The organism is Paenibacillus sp. NFR01 (assembly GCF_900111565.1).
Classification (GTDB): Bacteria; Bacillota; Bacilli; order Paenibacillales; family Paenibacillaceae; genus Paenibacillus_AQ.
Genome location: NZ_FOIK01000001.1, coordinates 1,087,144 through 1,104,429, shown reverse-complemented (window position 1 = coordinate 1,104,429; position 17,286 = coordinate 1,087,144). Strand labels below are relative to the sequence as shown.

Genomic DNA, 17,286 nt, shown 5'->3' with positions numbered 1-17,286 from the left:
TAAATCTTCTAAAGTAGAATATCCGTTTTCCGTTTTTTTACTCAAACATCAAACATGCAAGCACTGATTTTGAATTGAGAAAGAGCCGGATTTTGCTTTTAAAAAATGGAGCAAGCCCACGACAAGAGTTTCTATGCGAAACAAAAAAAGCCGCAGTTTATGCGACTTCCGTTGTAAAGATGTTTTTATCGTCCGAGATTTTATGTAATGGCCCCCTTCGCTGCAGCTTGTCAGGAAATGCAAATAGGATGAGCAATTTTTGTTCAATTGCATTTGATTCAATTGCAGATTGTTTCATTGCGCATGCCTGCATCATCTCCCGGACATGGTCCGCATAGTTAAATGGCGAACGTGTCTGATGAACTAATCAATATTTATTAGAGAAAGCACATCCTTAGGATGCTCAAACTTATATTTGGCTGGAATAAGCTCGGGTTGCTTGCATCCCCACAGTGCTAATCCAAAATCTATCCCAGCGTCTTTTGCACATTTATAATCATAGATGGTGTCACCTATATAGATAGATGATTCGGCATTTGCACCTGAAATCTGAAGGAATTTCAGCAACGGTTCTGGATGAGGTTTGTGCAACTTCGTATCATTTGCACATACAACGTGCGTCAAATCATGTGCAAGGCCAAATGGGACAAAGTCATCTTGAAATTCTTGATGAGTCTTTGAAGTAACCACTCCTGTTGTAATGGAATGATCCTTTAGGCTGGTAAGCAATTGCTGAATTCCTTCGAATATATGGATGGTCTCTTGATAATCCCTCATGTAATCATTCCAATACCGATTCGCAAGATCAATGTCCTCTATCCCGAGTTGACGCAAAGACACGGCTCCAGGAATGCCCAGTACAAACGAGAGTTCATGTTGGTCCACATCCCGTTTAAAGTTAACCTTGAGCAGTTTCTGCAAAGACCCTAATACAGCTTCTTCGGTATTGATCAAAGTACCATCAATATCAAATATATAGTTCGTATACATGATCATTATCTCCTCGCAAAGCATAATTAACTTTCAGGAGTATGGTATAGTATGAAATCCATTTCAGGTCAACACCTTATGTGGATGTCTGAATGTTCACCTAAGTGTACCAATCGATGATACACATTTGCATAATATATTTTTATTTTATTAAATTATCCATTCAGACTGAAGTATTGAATATTGATACTCGTTAACCCATTGTCCATTAGAGAAATAGTTTTCCAAAAGATGACCTTCTCTCCTCATACCCACCCGTTCAAGTAGACGAATGGAACTTTCGTTTCTTACATCTGTAAATGCAATAACTTTGTGTTTATTAAGTTGTTCAAATACAAAAGTTAATAAAAGTTTTACCGCCTCACTGGCATAGCCCTTTCCTTGATGCTCTTCGGCGAGCGTAAAACCTATTTCAACAATTCGTGGTTCATCCAAGAGTGTGTGTAGAGCACAATCTCCAATGAACTGATCCGTTTCAACAAGAGCAATCGCAAACTGAAACCAGGTACCAGGTTGACCTGGTACATTTGTTATTTGCCGTCTAACAAACGATACAGCATCATCATATTGATATTTTCCCCAAGGTTGAAATTCAGCCACAACAGGGTTAGAACGGTACGAATAAAAGGGGTCAATATCTTGTTCTGAGAATTGTCTTAAAAACAATCGTTCTGTTTTACCATATATAGGTTCAAATGTACTCACTCTAATCCACTCTCCTTATGTAATAAGCTGTAACAGTTCTTGACCTTTAAATGGATTGTTTTCAGCTTTGATGTTTATCATTTTTGTCAACGGTATCAAGCCATACCCTACCTCGGATTCAGCTTCACCTGGGAGCCTTTGCCGCCGGCTTGAATTCCGGTGTCCATCACTCCAGCCTCCTTCAGGTCTGTAACGAGACGTTCGAGTACAGCCTTTGCAGCAGCGGCTTTTCCTTTACCTTAAGGCATTAGACTGCAAGGTGGCGGGCTGCTCATCAGTGAGGTGCAGACAAGATCGGCGCTTTGGGAGCGGGCCATATTCAGCGCTTACTCCCGGGAGACCGTACCCAGCTTCTCCCCTTTAAATCCAGTTAATCCTATTTCAGATGCGCGAATTTGCTCATTAATCCATACGGTTATATTAAATCCCCCTAATGCCTTCATGTAAACAGCCTCCGAAATATGACCCGGTGAATACGGGCTTCTTTGCTCAAAATAAACAATTGATTACTTATAACATGACTTTAGATAAATATCAAATCGGTAAAAGAACTTGGTCCCTTAAAACAGAAAACCTGCGCTGGGCGCAGGCTCTAATGGGACTATGTTCTTTCCTCCGACAAATATTTTTGATTATTAATGATATTATGATTCTTCTCTGGGTACTGGTTACTACCCAGCTAGCCTGTGCGATTTGGAAGTTCTCTTAAAGACAATCTTGCCTGTAGCTACCTATATGCGTAACACTTCGGATAGTAACATAAAAGCTCGAACCATTAGCCTATTCAAGCTAACCATTCGAGCCCAAGCTATTTACAGAACAATTTTAACCGGATTGTTGTCGAATAATTCAAAGGGTCCGGGCGTTACATTTCTTTCGGGGCGCAGCTTTTGAAAGAAGTCGCCGTCAAAACGGTATGCAGTTCCCTCAGGAGCCTCATAGAACATTTCGGCGTGATGACTTCGGCCGAGAAGAGCCGTTGTGACTACTGCTGGAGCTGCAGCACGCATGATTTCAGGGTGATGAACATGCACTTGTACCTTGCAAGTAGCCGGATCGATCTCGATTTCGATCCCGGTGCTATCATAAACCTGTGCATTAGGCTCATGAACACTGGGCACCGCGCCTTTCATATACAGATTGCCCTGTATCGAAACGGGAAGTGCCATCTTATCAGGCAGAAATGGCTTACCAGATTCCTTATAAGCCGCAATTTCTTCCTTGGAATATTCCCACCACCGCTTTTGAGCGGCACTCGGGTAATCATTATAGCCGCCTAATCCGGCAGGATGAAGGTAACAGCGGGAGTTATCGGGTACCCCGTCCATCACCGCGTCACCGCCGTAACTTATATTCTCCCTTGGCGGGAGCGGAAGATGCTCGAAGAATGTCATGGGCAGCGGCTCTTTGCCCGGGTCGCCATCACCTATAAAAATGTTATTGTAATACCTGTCGTCGCCGCCCGTAATGTTGCTGTACCCGGCAACCGCTGTCTCATGAGGCATATGGTATGGAGTATAGCGGGTAAGCTCGGAGCGCACTACGAATCTGCCCGCAAACAGATTATGAACAAACGCACCGCCTTGGGCCATATTGCGGAAGTTCATAGGCGACAGGAACAGGTTGTGGTCCACTGTATAAGGACCATGGCAGACCTCCACGAAAAGATCCTCGGACAGATTGTCGAAAAAGATATTCCGGCTGATCCGGGTGCCTTGCGCCTGCCAATCCAGCCAAAGCGCCCGGTAAGAGCTATAGATGACATTCCCGCAAATCTGGGTATCCAGTGCAGCATGGAGTTTGATCCCCCCCACTTCTGCACCGTGGAAGATGCGCTTGTGGTGTATATTATAAATGCGGTTTTGGTAGATTTGGCTAAACGCAGCTCCTAAATGTCCAACGATTCCGGCCTGTTCACAATCATGAATGACGTTATTGCGCACAATATGACTTCCGATACGATCTTGATGCCAATCCTTGCGCAATGCCCGGAAAATAACCTCCTGCTCCCGTTGCGTTCCGCCTTTCATGCGATTGTTCGAGAATTCATTCTGCCCGGTAGAAATTTCTTTGCCAAGGCTGATCCCCGTACATTTGGATTCATTGATCAGGTTATTCTCGATAATCCAGCCTTTACTCCAGTGCGGACCGATAAGCCCTTCTTGCAAAGCCGTTGGCGGAGCCCATTGGGGGGATGCCTGCCGGAGCGTAAAACCTCTGACGGTAATATAATTGCGGCCGGTCTTTTCAGGCCAGAAGCAGTAGGGACGCACATTGATCTCCACATTCTCTTGGCGCGGGTCCTTGCCTCCAAAGTTCGCCCAAATGACGGTGGTGGTTGAGCCTACATCCGCGTACCACTGCAGCAAAGAGTCATCCGCATATTTGGCCTGCGGCCAAACCTGGGGATTGCGCAGATTGTTAACGCTTTCACATTCGTATAGGGATTTTCCGTCAAGATACACATCCCCAAGATGCGGTTCGAACGCACCCTCAAACAACCAATCTCCGTACAATTTCGTCTCATAGGGGTTACGAATGACAAACAGACTGTTTGGCACCTCCGTCTTCCAGACACCGTCCCCTTCGTTTTTCCAGTCAGCCACAGGTTCAGCACCTGTGATCACCACTTCCCCATCACCGGAGGACTGGTACACAATCCGCTGTTCCTTTGTCCCTCCATTCGCCGGGTTGACCCATTCCCTATAAACACCGGCATGCACAGATACAATATCTCCCGGCTCCGCTATAGCCGCAGCGCGGGAGATCGTGCGGAACGGCTCTGTCTCCGTACCCGGCGCTTGATCGTTTCCCTGAATTGAAACATGATATTCCACTGGATACCCACCTTTGTGCCCTTTATAGTCTCTTAAAGTAAACCTACCGTATCTTTTCATCTACATGTTGGTGTAATAATGCACCTCTATAAATTATAATGCAAAACTGCAGCAACTCCATTGATATTTACGGAACTTTTGTTGATCTATCCTGAGATTATGGAGTATCCATTGGCTTAACTTACTGGACCAAGGCCGCAAACCGATACTGGACTTGCTGCATGAAGGTTTTGCGGATATTTCATTTCGGACGGGTGGAAAATCAACCTTTAAATCAATCCGCTTACGGATTTGCCTGGATGACCGGGTTGGTGAACTACGTTTATACCAGTGGTTCGTTCATCTGGGCGCTTACGGGTAGCATTATCTACCAGATGTTCGTAGGTACATTACTTGGCGTGATCAGCAGTACGGGGGAAGAATTGGGATGAAGAGGATATATGCTCACCAGGTTAATATCCTCGGGCGTGCCAAAGCCGATTTTGACAAGCGGTTTGATCTGGGGAGCCTGGCATATTCCCGCCATCCTGTTAGAGAACGATTACTTGGGACCCTCCTGGGCCTTGTAGCTATAGCGTTATGGATTGCAGCCTGGATTTTTTCCAGAAGATCGGGGTTTATATCACGCTAAAAAAGCTACCTTGGATTCAGCTTCACTTGGGAGCCTTTGCCGCCGGTTTGAATTCCGGTGTCCTTCACTCCAGCCTCCTTGAGGTCCGTAACGAGACGTTCCAATACAGCCTTTGCGGCAGCGGCTTCTTTTGCTCCGGAGGCTTTAACGACGAGCTGCACCGGCTTGCCCGAGCGCAAATGCTTGTCCGCTTGCCGCAGCTTGGTCTCGTAGTCATGCTCCTCGATATGCGCGGTGAAACGCAGCTCTTTCACCTTCTCTTTGCCGCCTTCCGTTTTGGGGCTGCTGGCTTTGCTTGCCGTCTTTACTTTCTGCGCAGCAGCTTTTCCTTTGCCTTTAGGCATTAGACTGCATGGCGGCGGGCTGCTCATCAGCGAGGTGCAGACAAGATCGGCACCCTGGGAGCGGGCCATATTTAGCGCTTCCTCCCGGGAGACCGTACCCAGCTTCTCCCCTCTAAGTCCAGTTAATACTACTTCAGTTGCTCGAATTTGCTCATTAATCCATACAGACATACTATAAGTTCCTCCTGTTTGAACTTCACTAATAAAAAAACGGGCAAGAAATAAGGCCTTCTTCTTCCTGTCGCCTGTCGCGGATTAACTAAAAATATATACTATCTCTTGGGAAAATAATGACGGATCAATCCAATTCATTCGATTCATGCTGGTTCAGACCAGTGCCTTGTAAGCGAGCCTCCCCCACCCATTCCAACATCTACAACATTATAGGATGTTCCACTCCATGGACAAGAATTATATAATCTAGAATATTAATTGTTCCATTTAGAATGAAGGACATGATGACAGAAATTTGGGCGTTGGTAACCAGGTAAGAGCATTTCGCAAATATCCGCGTTGATTGTACCATATGTCGTTTCTGGTTTATCTTTAAACCCTTCCAAGAAGGCATTTAAAATGTTTTCCTTAAACTGGTAGCGTGGAAAAGCCTCCACTACTTGCCTACGGGCTTCAGGTGAAATCAGGTCGAAGTTTTTCCCCACGACGTCATAACTGACACCAAAATTCATAAGCGCTACTTCTGTTTCCTTATATTCCACAACTCCTATGGTTGTATGAAGTGCAACAGCATCCCATACCAGTCGAATGGATTCTTCAGGGACTCCATGACTCCTTAGAAAATCACGTGCAGCATTAGCACCATCAACCTCAAAGCGTTTGTCTTTACTTCTGAAAGCAGCAGTTAGCCCCAGGTCGTGGAATAAGGAACTTATATATAGCAATTCTGAATCGTATTTAACTCTATTAAGGTTTCCCTTAAGCGCTGCAAACAAAAATACTCTATTCGAGTGATTCCATAATAGGTCATCAGCATGCTCACGTAATAATTCAGCAGCTTCAACAGCTAACTTGCTATCAGGAATTTTGATATCGGCGATTGAACTCATCTTGAGAACTCCCCCTCATTCATCAAACTAAAACGAACAGCCTCTTTTTCGGCTTCATTTATTGCTTTTTCGAGCACTATTGCTTTGTCGAGTAGATTTGTACCCTGTACCCGGATAATTTGATAGTCCTCTATTCCAAGAAAATTAAACATTGATTTGATATACTTGTGTGAAAATTCATTATCCGTGTACCAGTCATTATTTGTGTATATCCCACCGCTTCCTTGAATCACAAGGATACTTCGTCCGTCAGTTAGTAGGCCTACTCCCCCATTTTGCGTGTATTTGAAGGTTTCACGAGGAATCATAACGTTATCCATATAATCCTTAAGCCGGGAGGGGATATTAAAATTGTGAAGTGGCAGGATGATCACATATTTATTCGCACTCTTGAATTGTTGCAGTATTTCATTCATTTTGTCAGCAACCCGTTTTTCTTCCTCCGTCAATTCAGCACCAGAAGCAAACTTACCCCACGCGCTCAAAACGACACTGTCAAGTTGTGGGATTTCTTCGTCGTATAAGTTTATTTGCTCAATTGATTCGTTCGGATTCATTTTTCGATAGATATTAATAAACTGTGTACCTACCTCAAGACTGACTGAATCCGTGGAATCAACAGTAGGATGCGCATTGATAACGAGTAATTTTCCCATCTTTTTCACTCCTAATTATTTTTAATAGCGACAATATTAATCGTCGATTAATGTTGTCTATAATATACTGCGATACAGATCCATAGTCAAATTCATTTTTTTTGGGTAAGGTCCTTCAGTTGACAATGGATGTAGTCTTCATTAAATTATAAGTATTTACCCATAACGGGAGGTATTATTGTGCAGTATAGTGTCGGAGTTGAATATGCACTGCATTGTCTAGTGTACTTAATTCCAAATGAAGCAAAAATTGGTATAAAGGACCTAGCCTTTTTCCAAGGCATCCCTGAGACTTACTTGTCCAAAGTTTTTACGAAGCTTGCCAAAGCGGGTATCATCACTTCGGTTCCTGGAGTCAATGGTGGTTTTAAACTTGCAAGAACCCCTGACGAAATTTCCTTTTGGGATGTAATTGAAGCAGTCGAGGGAAAGAAGCCGATATTCCAATGCCAGAACATTAAGGATAAGGGATATTTGTATCGCAATCGAGATTGTTCAGACTGCACAGCTTCAACGAGCTTTTGTTCAATTAATTTAGTTATGCTCGAAGCGGAAGAAGCTATGCAAAATTTTTTGCGTACTAAAAAATTGTCCTGGTTAGAGGAGGAATTAGATCGTGTTTTACCTTCGGAAACGCGCCGGGACGTGCGTGCCTTCTTTACAAAAGAACCCATTGACTAAGTTTCAATAAAAAGAGGATTAAGTAATCATGCGCATTGCATGACAAAGTGGTATGTTACTCGGTTATCCGGGGCACAAATTGTTGAAAATATGTCCCGTCTCGTTACGAAGGCAGTTGATCCATTAGGGGCTGGCTGCCTTCGTGTATTGATGATCATTGTTTACACGAAGCTAATTATTATTAATTTTTACTATAGTAAAAGGATAGATCGCAAAAAGACGACAGCCGATAACTTTATGATCGTCTGCCGCCTTGATAGTTGAAGTCTCTGTTCGTTATGTCCACTGTTCAACGCCGCGAATCGCCTGATATCTCCTTCATCAAGAATACCATCTTGATTCAGGCTGACAAGCTTTTCCCTAATCACTGTGAATCCTGCATCGTATTATACTCCCAGGCCATACGGGCAAGAGGGAACGGTGAAATGGCCCGCTCCAGAATCCCCTGAACATATGCTATCGCAATCCCATAATTAACGATGGGAACCCTTGCGCTAAGTGCCTGCTCCATCCGCCAAAGCATCTGCCTGCGGTTCAGCATGCATCCTCCGCAGTGCACAATAAGCGAATAGTCACCCAGATTCTCCGGAAAACTCATGCCGCTGGCGAATTCGAACTGCAGCTGTTTACCGGTGGCCTGACGGAGCCAGCGCGGAATTTTAACTGTGCCGATATCGTCTGCCTGAGCATGATGGGTGCAGGCCTCGGCAATGAGCACTTTGTCGCCATGCTGCAGCCGGTCAATGGCACGCGCTCCCTGCACCAGCTCTTCAAGCCTTCCCTTTTGCCGGGCGAACAGGATCGAGAACGAGGTCAGCGGAATATCCCTTGGCGTATCCGCCGCAGCCTTCAGGAATACCTGGGAATCGGTCACCACCATACGAGGCTTCTTGCCGAGACTCTCCAGCGTTTGCTTCAGCTCGTATTCTTTGGTTGCGACCGCGATGGCATCACTCTCCAGCAAGTCACGGATGGTCTGCTGCTGCGGAAGAATCAGCCTGCCTTTGGGTGCAGCCTGGTCAACCGGAACCACAAGGACAACCAAATCCCCCGGTGAGACCAAATCCCCAATGATGCGGAATTTGTCGTCGTCTTCCGGTATGGCTGCACTGATCGCCTTCATCAGCTTGGGTATCCCTTGCTGCTTCAAAGCGGATATCGGCATCACCTTAATGCCAAGTTCCCACTCCGTCTTGCTCACGAGAGAGGCAAGGCCTTCCGGCCCGGAGGTATCATTGTCTGACATCAAATCGATTTTATTCAATACTCCTAATGCCGGAATCCCCTTGCTGCTGACAATCTCGGCAATCTGCCGTTCCAACCGGGACACTCCGGAGGGAGCCTCTAACACGATCAGCGCGAGTTCGGCTTTATTCAGAACATCCAGCGTCTTTTGCTTGCGCAGTTCACCGAGCTCGCCCGTCTCATCCAGGCCGGCGGTATCTATAAATACGACCGGTCCGAGCGGCAGCAGCTCCATCGCTTTGTATACGGGATCAGTAGTTGTTCCTTTAACAGGAGATACAACGGCGGCATCCTGTTTGGTGATCGCATTGATCAGACTCGATTTTCCGGCATTGCTCCTGCCGAATATGGCAATGTGCAAGCGATTCGAACGCGGCGTATGATTCATGCTCACACAGGTCTCTCCTTCCCCTATAGCGCTTCTCAGTTCCGCATTTATAGGCCAGGTATGCCCGGTCGGGTCACTTGACTGGGATTCAGGATTTGATGCACCTGTTCCACCGTAAGAAGATGCGCTTCGAGCAGCACCTGCCGAACCGTCTTCCCCTCCCGGCTTGCCAGTTTGGCAATCTCCGCACTTTTCTCGTAACCGATATAATGGATTAGCGCAGCGGCCAGTACGGAGGAATTCAGCACATGCTCCTGACAACGCTGCTCGCAAATACGGATGCCCCGGACGCAGCGCTCTTCGAACAGCCTAACCGCGTTTGACAGGATCTCCATGGATTCCAGGAGCGAATCTGCGATCAGCGGCATAAATGCATTCAGCTCCAGCTGACCGCCCGCGGCCGCGAGCGTCACAGCAGTGTCGTTAGCGATGACGCGCATCGCAACAAGCCCCGTCATCTCCGCTATCACGGGATTGATCTTCCCCGGCATTATCGATGAGCCTGCCTGCACGGCCGGCAGTTCAAGCTCCCCTAAACCTCCGGCCGGCCCGCTGGCCAGCAGGCGAAGATCCCCCGATATTTTCAAAAGATTCACTGACGCCGCTTTCAGCAGTCCGGAGACCTCAACGAATACATCCATATTCTGCGTAAGGTCCATCGGATATTCGCTGCGGGCCAGGCCGTATCCGGTTAGCTCCTGCAAAATATCGGTAATCAAATACGCATATTTTACCGGCGCATTGAGCCCCGTTCCAATCGCGGTGCCCCCGATGTTGATCTCCCTGAGCCGTTCCTCCACTTTGTACAGCCGCCAGCGGTCCCGGGCTACCGCTTTGGCATAGGCTCCGAAGCCCTGCCCTGCCATCATCGGCAAAGCATCCATCAATTCTGTGCGGCCCAGCTTGAGTACATCCGCGAAGGCATGTTCCTTCTCCTGAAGAGCTGCCTGCAAGGATGCAAAGGCCTGGCTCAGGGCCCGAACCCGACCGATCGCCGCGATTCTCAGCGCAGTTGGATAGACATCATTGGTGGATTGGCAGCAATTGACATGATCGAGAGGATGCACCTGCGTAAAATCTCCAGGCTCTGCGCCCATCAGCTGGGCCGCACGGCTCGCGATTACTTCATTTACATTCATATTGGTTGATGTTCCTGCTCCGCCTTGCAGGGCATCTACCGTAAACTGTTCGCTGAATGCTCCCGCCAGTATTTCATCGCAGGCTTGCACAATCGCTAGCGCGATCTCTGCCGGATACGTATGGAGCTTTAGATGGGCCAGCGCTGCAGCCTTTTTTACCGTTACCATACCATGAAGCAGGTGCGTGTTAACCGCTCGGCCGCTTACTGCGAAATTATCCATGGCCCGCGCCGTATGAATTCCGTAATACGCCGAGTCGGGGATTTTCAGGGTTCCTAGCGCATCCTGCTCTATACGAAAATATTTTTCCGGATTCTCCATAGGGACAGCCTGCTTATGACTTAACTTCCAGTACGTCCAGCACCCGCGGCATAATTCCGCGGAAATAGGCAAAAGCGATGCCGTAGTTGGTAATCGGCACGTTCTGCACGCCCGCGCTACGCAGCCGCATCATCAGCTGTTTCCGGTTAAAGATACAACCGCCGCAGTGAACAATCAGCTTATACCCGGCGATGTCATCCGGGAAATCGGGTCCCACGCTTGTGGTAATCTCCAGCCTGCCGCCGGCACTCTCCTCCAGTTTGGCCTTAAGCAGCATACGGTCAATCTCTCCGTTATGCGGATGATGGATGCAGGCTTCCGACAGAAGAACTTTATCGCCGGGCTTCAGGTTTGCAATCATCCCGGCACCGGCCACAAAGGTATTCAAATCTCCCTTGAACCGAGCCATTAGTATCGCAAATGTTGTTAATGGCACGTCTTTAGGCAGAATCTCGTGGACTCTGTCAAATACCTGAGAATCTGTGATGACCAGATTAGGCGGCCTTTTCAAGTTTGCGAGCAGCTCCGGGAGCTCTTCTTCCGTTACCGATAACGCCATAGCGTGATGATCGAGCAGATCACGGAGGATTTGCTGCTGTGAAGCTACCAGGCGGTATTTAGGCGCCGGTATCATTTCCGGCATCACCAGCACGACCAGATCCCCCAGGTTCACCAGGTCACCCACAATGCTGCTTCGCTCAAATTCGGCGGGAGCAAGGTCCCTCATGGCAAAGCGCAGACTCTCAATGTTCGTATTCCGCTTTACACTGAGCTTCACGAAGGGTATTGTTAAAGCCGCTTTCAAGGAATCAATATCCGTATAATGATCGTCCGTCTTGGCAATTACCCCGATGACGGGGATATTCCGTTTCTCCATTTCCTGGACCCATTCCTTCTCCAGCTTATAGTCCCCGGCCTCATCCGAGAAAATCATTATCCCAAGATCGGTCAGATCCATGACTTCTCTTGTCTTTTGCACACGGAACTGGTCAGTATCATCTATTCCGGCCGTATCGATAATGATCGCGGTGTCCTGATTCTTCATCGTAAGATATTGAAAGATGGGCTCCGTCGTTGTTCCCGGCTCATCGCTGACCGGCAAGTTGGTTTTCCTGGTGAGTGCGTTGATCAGACTGGATTTCCCCGAATTTCTTCTTCCAAAAACAGCGATATGCATTTTGTTGGATTGCGGTGTAAATTGCATCACATCTCTCTCCTCAACATGTGATTTTAGAAGCGTAAATCCCGTTCTCCATTCTCGATTCGCCGGAGACGCTCGATCGTCGCTTTTCGGGCCGCCTCCTTTGGAATATCCTCCAGTCCTTTACGGATGATCTCTTCACCCAAGGCCCGGGTCGATTCCTCCGCATAATCCAGCAGATATTCTTTGAAGGTCAACAGAGAGTTGGGCTGGCATATGTTATGGATCTGTCCGGATTTGGCCAGCCGCATGAAACGGTCTCCCGTCCGCCCTTCCCGGTAGCAGGCTGTACAATAGCTGGGAACGTACCCATCCTGGCACAATCCGCGGATGATCTCCTCCGGTGAACGGTGGTCACTGACTTCGAATTGAGGCTTCTCGCTTAGCCGGTCTGCAGACCCCTGTTTGTTCTCCATGTAGCCTCCGACCCCTGTGCAGGAGCCCGCGCTCACCTGCGAAATCCCCAGCTTGATGACCTCATCACGGAAGGAGGGCTCTTCGCGGGTAGAGAGAATCATTCCTGCATAGGGAACGGCCAGCCGCAGGACGGCAACAAGCTTTTTGAAATCCTCATCCTTCACCAGATGCGGATATACGTCCAGATTTACATTCTCCGCCTCGCGCAGCCGGGGAACGGATACCGTATGAGGCCCCACGCCAAACCGTTCTTCGAGATGCTCGGCATGCATAAGCATTGCAACGGTATCGTATTTATGGTCATACAAGCCGTAAAGAACACCGATGCCTACATCATCGATTCCCGCGGTTTGTGCGCGGTCCATCGCCGTGGTGTGCCAGTCATAATCGCTTTTGGGACCCTGAGGATGCATAGCTGCATAGGTGGGTCTGTGATAGGTCTCCTGGAACAAAATATAAGTGCCGATCTCCGCGTCTCTAAGCTTCGCGTAATCCTCGACGGTAGTCGCGGCGATATTGATATTCACGCGGCGGATACTGCCATTATCCACTTTGACGGAATAGATCGTCCGGATCGCTTCAACGACATAGTCAATGCCACAGTTCACCGGATCTTCTCCCGCTTCCACAACAAGGCGCTTGTGCCCCAGCTCCTGAAGCACACGGACTTCAGCCGACAATTCATCCATATCCAGCTTTCTCCGCAGGAAATCCTCGTTGGAGTGCTTGTATCCGCAGTAATCGCAATTATTGACGCAGTAGTTGCTTATATACAAGGGAGCGAATAACACAATACGATTGCCGTAAATTTTCTCTTTAATCACCTTTGCTGAAAGGTTGATACTGCTTAGCACCTCGGGATCTGTAACTTCAAGGAGTACGGCCGCCTCCTGGTGCGTGAGCCCCTTGCATGCTCTAGCTTTTTCTAAGATGGACTGAACGTAAGCCTCATCGTTAACCTTTAGTTTTGCCTCTTGCAGACTAAGCCGAATTTCTTCATCATTGATAAAATCCGCTGCTTCCCAGCCCTTCCGCAAACTCGCCACCTCCCTCTTCAATGTTTAGGCATATGCTTATACCTTGGAACGTGCCATGTAATGAGTGTGCAGCAGCTCATGTGCAAGGTGACCGTTGGGCTCTCCTAAAAACTCTTCATATAGAGCTTTGATAAAAGGATTGTTATGCGATTTGCGAACCGTTTGCGCCTCGTCTTCCGTGTAGATCGCTTTTGCGCGCTCGGCCTTAATATCGATCCGCGAGGATGCTCCCGCATTCAGAATCGGCTGGCCGCCGCCTGCGATACAGCCGCCGGGGCAGGCCATGACCTCGATGAACTCATAGCTCTTTTCCCCAAGTTCCATCGCCTCCATCAGCCTACGGGCATTGCCCAGACCATGAACGACTGCCGTGCGGATCTTCCGGCCATTCGGCAGCTCGATCACATTCTCCTTAATTCCATCCATTCCCCGGACCGCCGTGTATTCGACCGTAGCCAGTTCTTGGCCTGACGTGATTTCGAATACCGTACGGAGCGCTGCTTCTGCAACGCCGCCCGTTGCACCGAAAATAACGGCTGCCCCCGAGCCCTGGCCAATCGGATTATCGAACGCTTCGTCCTTCAGATTCGCAAAGTCTATGCCAGCTTCCTTGATCATGGAGGCCAGCTCGCGGGTAGTCAGAACCCAGTCGACATCCTGCAGCCCTTCTCTCGACAATTCTTCACGCGCACCTTCGAACTTCTTCGCGGTACAGGGCATGATCGAAACGACGACGATATTCTTGGGATCGATTCCGATTTTGCCGGCGAAGAAGGCCTTCACAATGGCGCCCTCCATTTCATGCGGCGATTTGCAGGTGGAGAGGTTATTCAGCCGGTCAGGGAAGTTATGCTCTATAAATTTCACCCAGCCGGGACAGCAGGATGTCATGAGCGGCAGATTCTCTCCGCTACTGAGGCGGGAGAGCAATTCGGTGCCTTCTTCCATAATGGTGAGATCCGCACCAAAGTTGGCATCGAACACTTTATCGAATCCAAGCCTGCGCAGCGCGGCGACCATTTTGCCGGTAACCCGGGTTCCCACCGGAAGACCGAATTCTTCTCCCAAGGCTACCCGCACAGCTGGAGCTGTCTGGACAACAACGTATTTGCCCGGATCGGCGAGCTCATTCCATACCTCTTCAATGTTCTCGCGCTCACTAAGCGCACCTACCGGACAAGCCATGATACACTGGCCGCAGTTGACGCATGTGGACTCAGCAAGCGGACGGCCGAAAGCGGTAGAGATTACGGTATCGAAACCGCGCTTCGCGAAACCGATGGCACCCACGGTCTGCATCGTTCCGCAGGCCCCGACGCAGCGCCCGCAAAGGATGCATTTGGATGCATCCCGAACGATAGCCGGAGAGGCGAGGTCCTTTTCCTGGCTGGATTTTTCGCCCGTGTAAGTCACTTTTCGGATATTCAAGGTTCGGGAGACGTCCTGCAGCTCACAGCCGCCGCTGCGGGAGCAGCTGAGACATTCCTGATTATGGTCGGACAGCAGAAGTTCAACGGAAGCCTTACGGGCTTCACGGACTTTGCGGGTATTCGTTTGAATCTTCATTCCCTCTTCCGCGATCAGCGTGCAGGAGGCAATGAGCCTCGGCCCCACCTCCACCACGCATACCCGGCAGCTGGACGAGTGGTTGATACTTTGCAAATAACAAAGGGAAGGGATATCCACGCCTTGTTGACGAGCGGCTTCGAGCACCGTTGTACCTTTGGCGACCTCGACCTCGTGCCCGTCGATCATGATTTTTATCGTATCCAAAGTGTTCACTCCTCTTGTCAGACTCTCGCTACGGCACTGAACTTGCAGACATCAAAGCAGACTCCGCATTTGATGCAGACCGCCGTATCGATCACAAACGGCTCCTTCATTTCGCCTGAGATCGCATCCGCTGGACACTTTTTGGCGCAGAGGCTGCAGCCCCGGCACAAATCCGGATCGATCTCATACGAAATCAACGATTTGCAGACCCCAGCCGGGCATTTATGATCCGCAATATGGGCCAAGTACTCCTCTCGGAAATACTTGATGGTGGATAATACCGGATTCGGAGCTGTCTGGCCTAAGGCACACAAAGATGCATTCTTGATCTGCACAGAGAGGTTCTCAAGCTTCTCCAGATCCTCCATGTTTCCTTTGCCTTCCGTGATCTTATCCAGAAGTTCGAGCAGGCGTTTGGTGCCGATGCGGCAAGGCGTGCATTTCCCGCAGGATTCATCGCGCGTGAAGTCCAGGTAGAATCTGGCGACATCAACCATGCAGGTATCTTCATCCATGACGATCATGCCTCCCGAGCCCATCATCGAACCCAGGCTGGTCAACGTATCAAAATCGATGCTGCAGTCCAGATGCTCTTCTGTCAGACAGCCGCCGGAAGGGCCGCCGGTCTGTACGGCTTTGAATTTTTTGCCGCCCGGAATCCCTCCGCCAATTTCAAAGATGACCTCGCGCAGGGTAATTCCCATGGGAACCTCTACGAGACCGGTGTTCACCACTTTTCCGCCTAAAGCGAATACTTTGGTGCCCTTTGACTTCTCCGTTCCGATACTTGCGTACCACGGTGCGCCCTTTAAAATAATCTGGGCTACATTCGCCAAGGTCTCCACATTGTTGATAATCGTCGGCTGGCCCCATAAGCCTTGAACCGCCGGAAAAGGCGGTTTTGGCGTCGGCATTCCCCGGTGGCCTTCAATGGAATGGATCAATGCCGTTTCTTCTCCGCAGACGAAAGCTCCGGCACCCAGACGCACATCTATGTCAAAACTGAAGCCGGTTCCCAGGATGTTCTCGCCCAGCAATCCGTATTCATGGGCTTGCTCAAGCGCTTTCATAAAACGCTGGACCGCGATCGGATATTCCGCACGGACATAGATAAAGCCTTGGTCAGATCCGATGGCATATCCGGCAATCGCCATTGCCTCAATGACGGAATGAGGGTTGCCTTCGAGAATCGAGCGGTCCATAAATGCTCCGGGGTCGCCTTCATCCGCATTGCAAATGACATACTTCTGCTTTTTATCCTGCTTTGCGGCAAACTCCCATTTCAATCCGGTGTTGAACCCGCCGCCGCCGCGACCCCTCAAGCCGGATAGCTTGATCGTATCAATAACCTCTTGCCGGCTCATGGCCTTCAGTACTTTACCGAGTGCCTGATAGCCGTCGCTGCCGATATACTCATCAATATTCTCCGGGTCAATGACACCACAGTTGTGCAGAGCAATCCGCACTTGCTTTTTATAGAATTCGGTTTCTTCGAAACTCAGGATTTCATTGCCCTGCTTGGTTTTCTCGTAGATTTTCTTTTCGTACGGTTTGCCCTGCAGGAGATGGGCTTCTACCAGCTTTGGAATATCCTGAACCTCGACCCGGCTGTAAAAGATCCCTTCCGGATAAACAATAACCACCGGTCCGAGCTCGCATAGGCCGAAACAGCCCGTGCGCACGACTTCCACCTGCTCCTGCAGGTTGCGGCTTGCTATTTCCTGATTAAGCTTTGTAACAATCTGATTGGAATCTGACGATGTACATCCCGTTCCTCCGCATACCATCACCGATCTGAACGTGATGGAATCACTTTCTTTGATTCGCCGGTTGTCCAGGCGGTCTCGCGTAAGCGTT

13 protein-coding genes and 1 pseudogene are annotated in these 17,286 nt (G+C 49.0%); 1 reads left to right on the top strand and 13 read right to left on the bottom strand.

The window, feature by feature from the left end; all coding sequences use genetic code 11:
• Positions 1-363: 363 nt before the first annotated feature.
• The 7 genes and pseudogenes from BMW84_RS04995 to BMW84_RS04960 form a co-directional block, all read right to left on the bottom strand.
• Entirely contained in the window at positions 364-990 is a 627-nt protein-coding gene (locus BMW84_RS04995; protein ID WP_091065129.1) for an HAD family hydrolase, read from the bottom strand.
• A gap of 150 nt (positions 991-1,140) precedes the next feature.
• On the bottom strand, positions 1,141-1,695 hold the full coding sequence (locus tag BMW84_RS04990; RefSeq protein ID WP_091065128.1) for a GNAT family N-acetyltransferase: 555 nt from the start codon (positions 1,693-1,695) through the stop codon (positions 1,141-1,143).
• A 107-nt stretch (positions 1,696-1,802) separates the two neighbouring features.
• Positions 1,803-2,114: pseudogene (locus tag BMW84_RS04985) on the bottom strand (hypothetical protein).
• Positions 2,115-2,507: 393 nt separating this feature from the next.
• A complete protein-coding gene (locus BMW84_RS04980; RefSeq protein WP_175498677.1) occupies positions 2,508-4,532 on the bottom strand; it encodes a right-handed parallel beta-helix repeat-containing protein in 2,025 nt (674 codons plus the stop codon).
• Positions 4,533-5,168: 636 nt separating this feature from the next.
• Positions 5,169-5,678 carry a translation initiation factor IF-3 gene (infC, locus tag BMW84_RS04970; protein ID WP_091065122.1) on the bottom strand — a complete coding sequence of 170 codons (510 nt, stop codon included), beginning with the start codon at positions 5,676-5,678 and terminating at the stop codon, positions 5,169-5,171.
• A 257-nt stretch (positions 5,679-5,935) separates the two neighbouring features.
• Positions 5,936-6,571: an HD domain-containing protein gene (locus BMW84_RS04965; protein WP_091065120.1), complete on the bottom strand. Its 636-nt coding sequence runs from the start codon at positions 6,569-6,571 to the stop codon at positions 5,936-5,938.
• A complete protein-coding gene (locus BMW84_RS04960) occupies positions 6,568-7,227 on the bottom strand; it encodes an FMN-dependent NADH-azoreductase (protein ID WP_091065117.1) in 660 nt (219 codons plus the stop codon). The genes BMW84_RS04965 and BMW84_RS04960 overlap by 4 nt, the downstream gene beginning before the upstream one ends.
• 180 nt (positions 7,228-7,407) lie before the next feature.
• On the opposite strand from BMW84_RS04960, the gene BMW84_RS04955 reads away from it, so the two are divergent.
• Positions 7,408-7,908: an RrF2 family transcriptional regulator gene (locus tag BMW84_RS04955; RefSeq protein WP_091065114.1), complete on the top strand. Its 501-nt coding sequence runs from the start codon at positions 7,408-7,410 to the stop codon at positions 7,906-7,908.
• Between the two features lie 364 nt (positions 7,909-8,272).
• On the opposite strand, the gene hydF (BMW84_RS04945) is transcribed toward BMW84_RS04955, so the two are convergent.
• From hydF (BMW84_RS04945) to nuoF, 6 genes are read right to left on the bottom strand one after another with little or no spacing between them, the layout of a single operon-like run.
• Entirely contained in the window at positions 8,273-9,547 is a 1,275-nt protein-coding gene (gene hydF, locus BMW84_RS04945) for a [FeFe] hydrogenase H-cluster maturation GTPase HydF (RefSeq protein WP_091065110.1), read from the bottom strand.
• A gap of 41 nt (positions 9,548-9,588) precedes the next feature.
• A complete protein-coding gene (locus BMW84_RS04940) occupies positions 9,589-11,001 on the bottom strand; it encodes an aspartate ammonia-lyase (protein WP_091065107.1) in 1,413 nt (470 codons plus the stop codon).
• 13 nt (positions 11,002-11,014) lie between these two features.
• A complete protein-coding gene (gene hydF / locus BMW84_RS04935; RefSeq protein WP_091065105.1) occupies positions 11,015-12,205 on the bottom strand; it encodes a [FeFe] hydrogenase H-cluster maturation GTPase HydF in 1,191 nt (396 codons plus the stop codon).
• Positions 12,206-12,231: 26 nt separating this feature from the next.
• Positions 12,232-13,665: a [FeFe] hydrogenase H-cluster radical SAM maturase HydG gene (gene hydG / locus BMW84_RS04930; RefSeq protein WP_091065103.1), complete on the bottom strand. Its 1,434-nt coding sequence runs from the start codon at positions 13,663-13,665 to the stop codon at positions 12,232-12,234.
• A 27-nt stretch (positions 13,666-13,692) separates the two neighbouring features.
• Entirely contained in the window at positions 13,693-15,429 is a 1,737-nt protein-coding gene (locus BMW84_RS04925; RefSeq protein WP_091065101.1) for an NADH-dependent [FeFe] hydrogenase, group A6, read from the bottom strand.
• 17 nt (positions 15,430-15,446) lie between these two features.
• Positions 15,447-17,216 (bottom strand): NADH-quinone oxidoreductase subunit NuoF, encoded by a 1,770-nt coding sequence (gene nuoF, locus BMW84_RS04920; RefSeq protein WP_091068069.1) that lies wholly within the window; start codon positions 17,214-17,216, stop codon positions 15,447-15,449.
• Positions 17,217-17,286 lie beyond the last annotated feature (70 nt).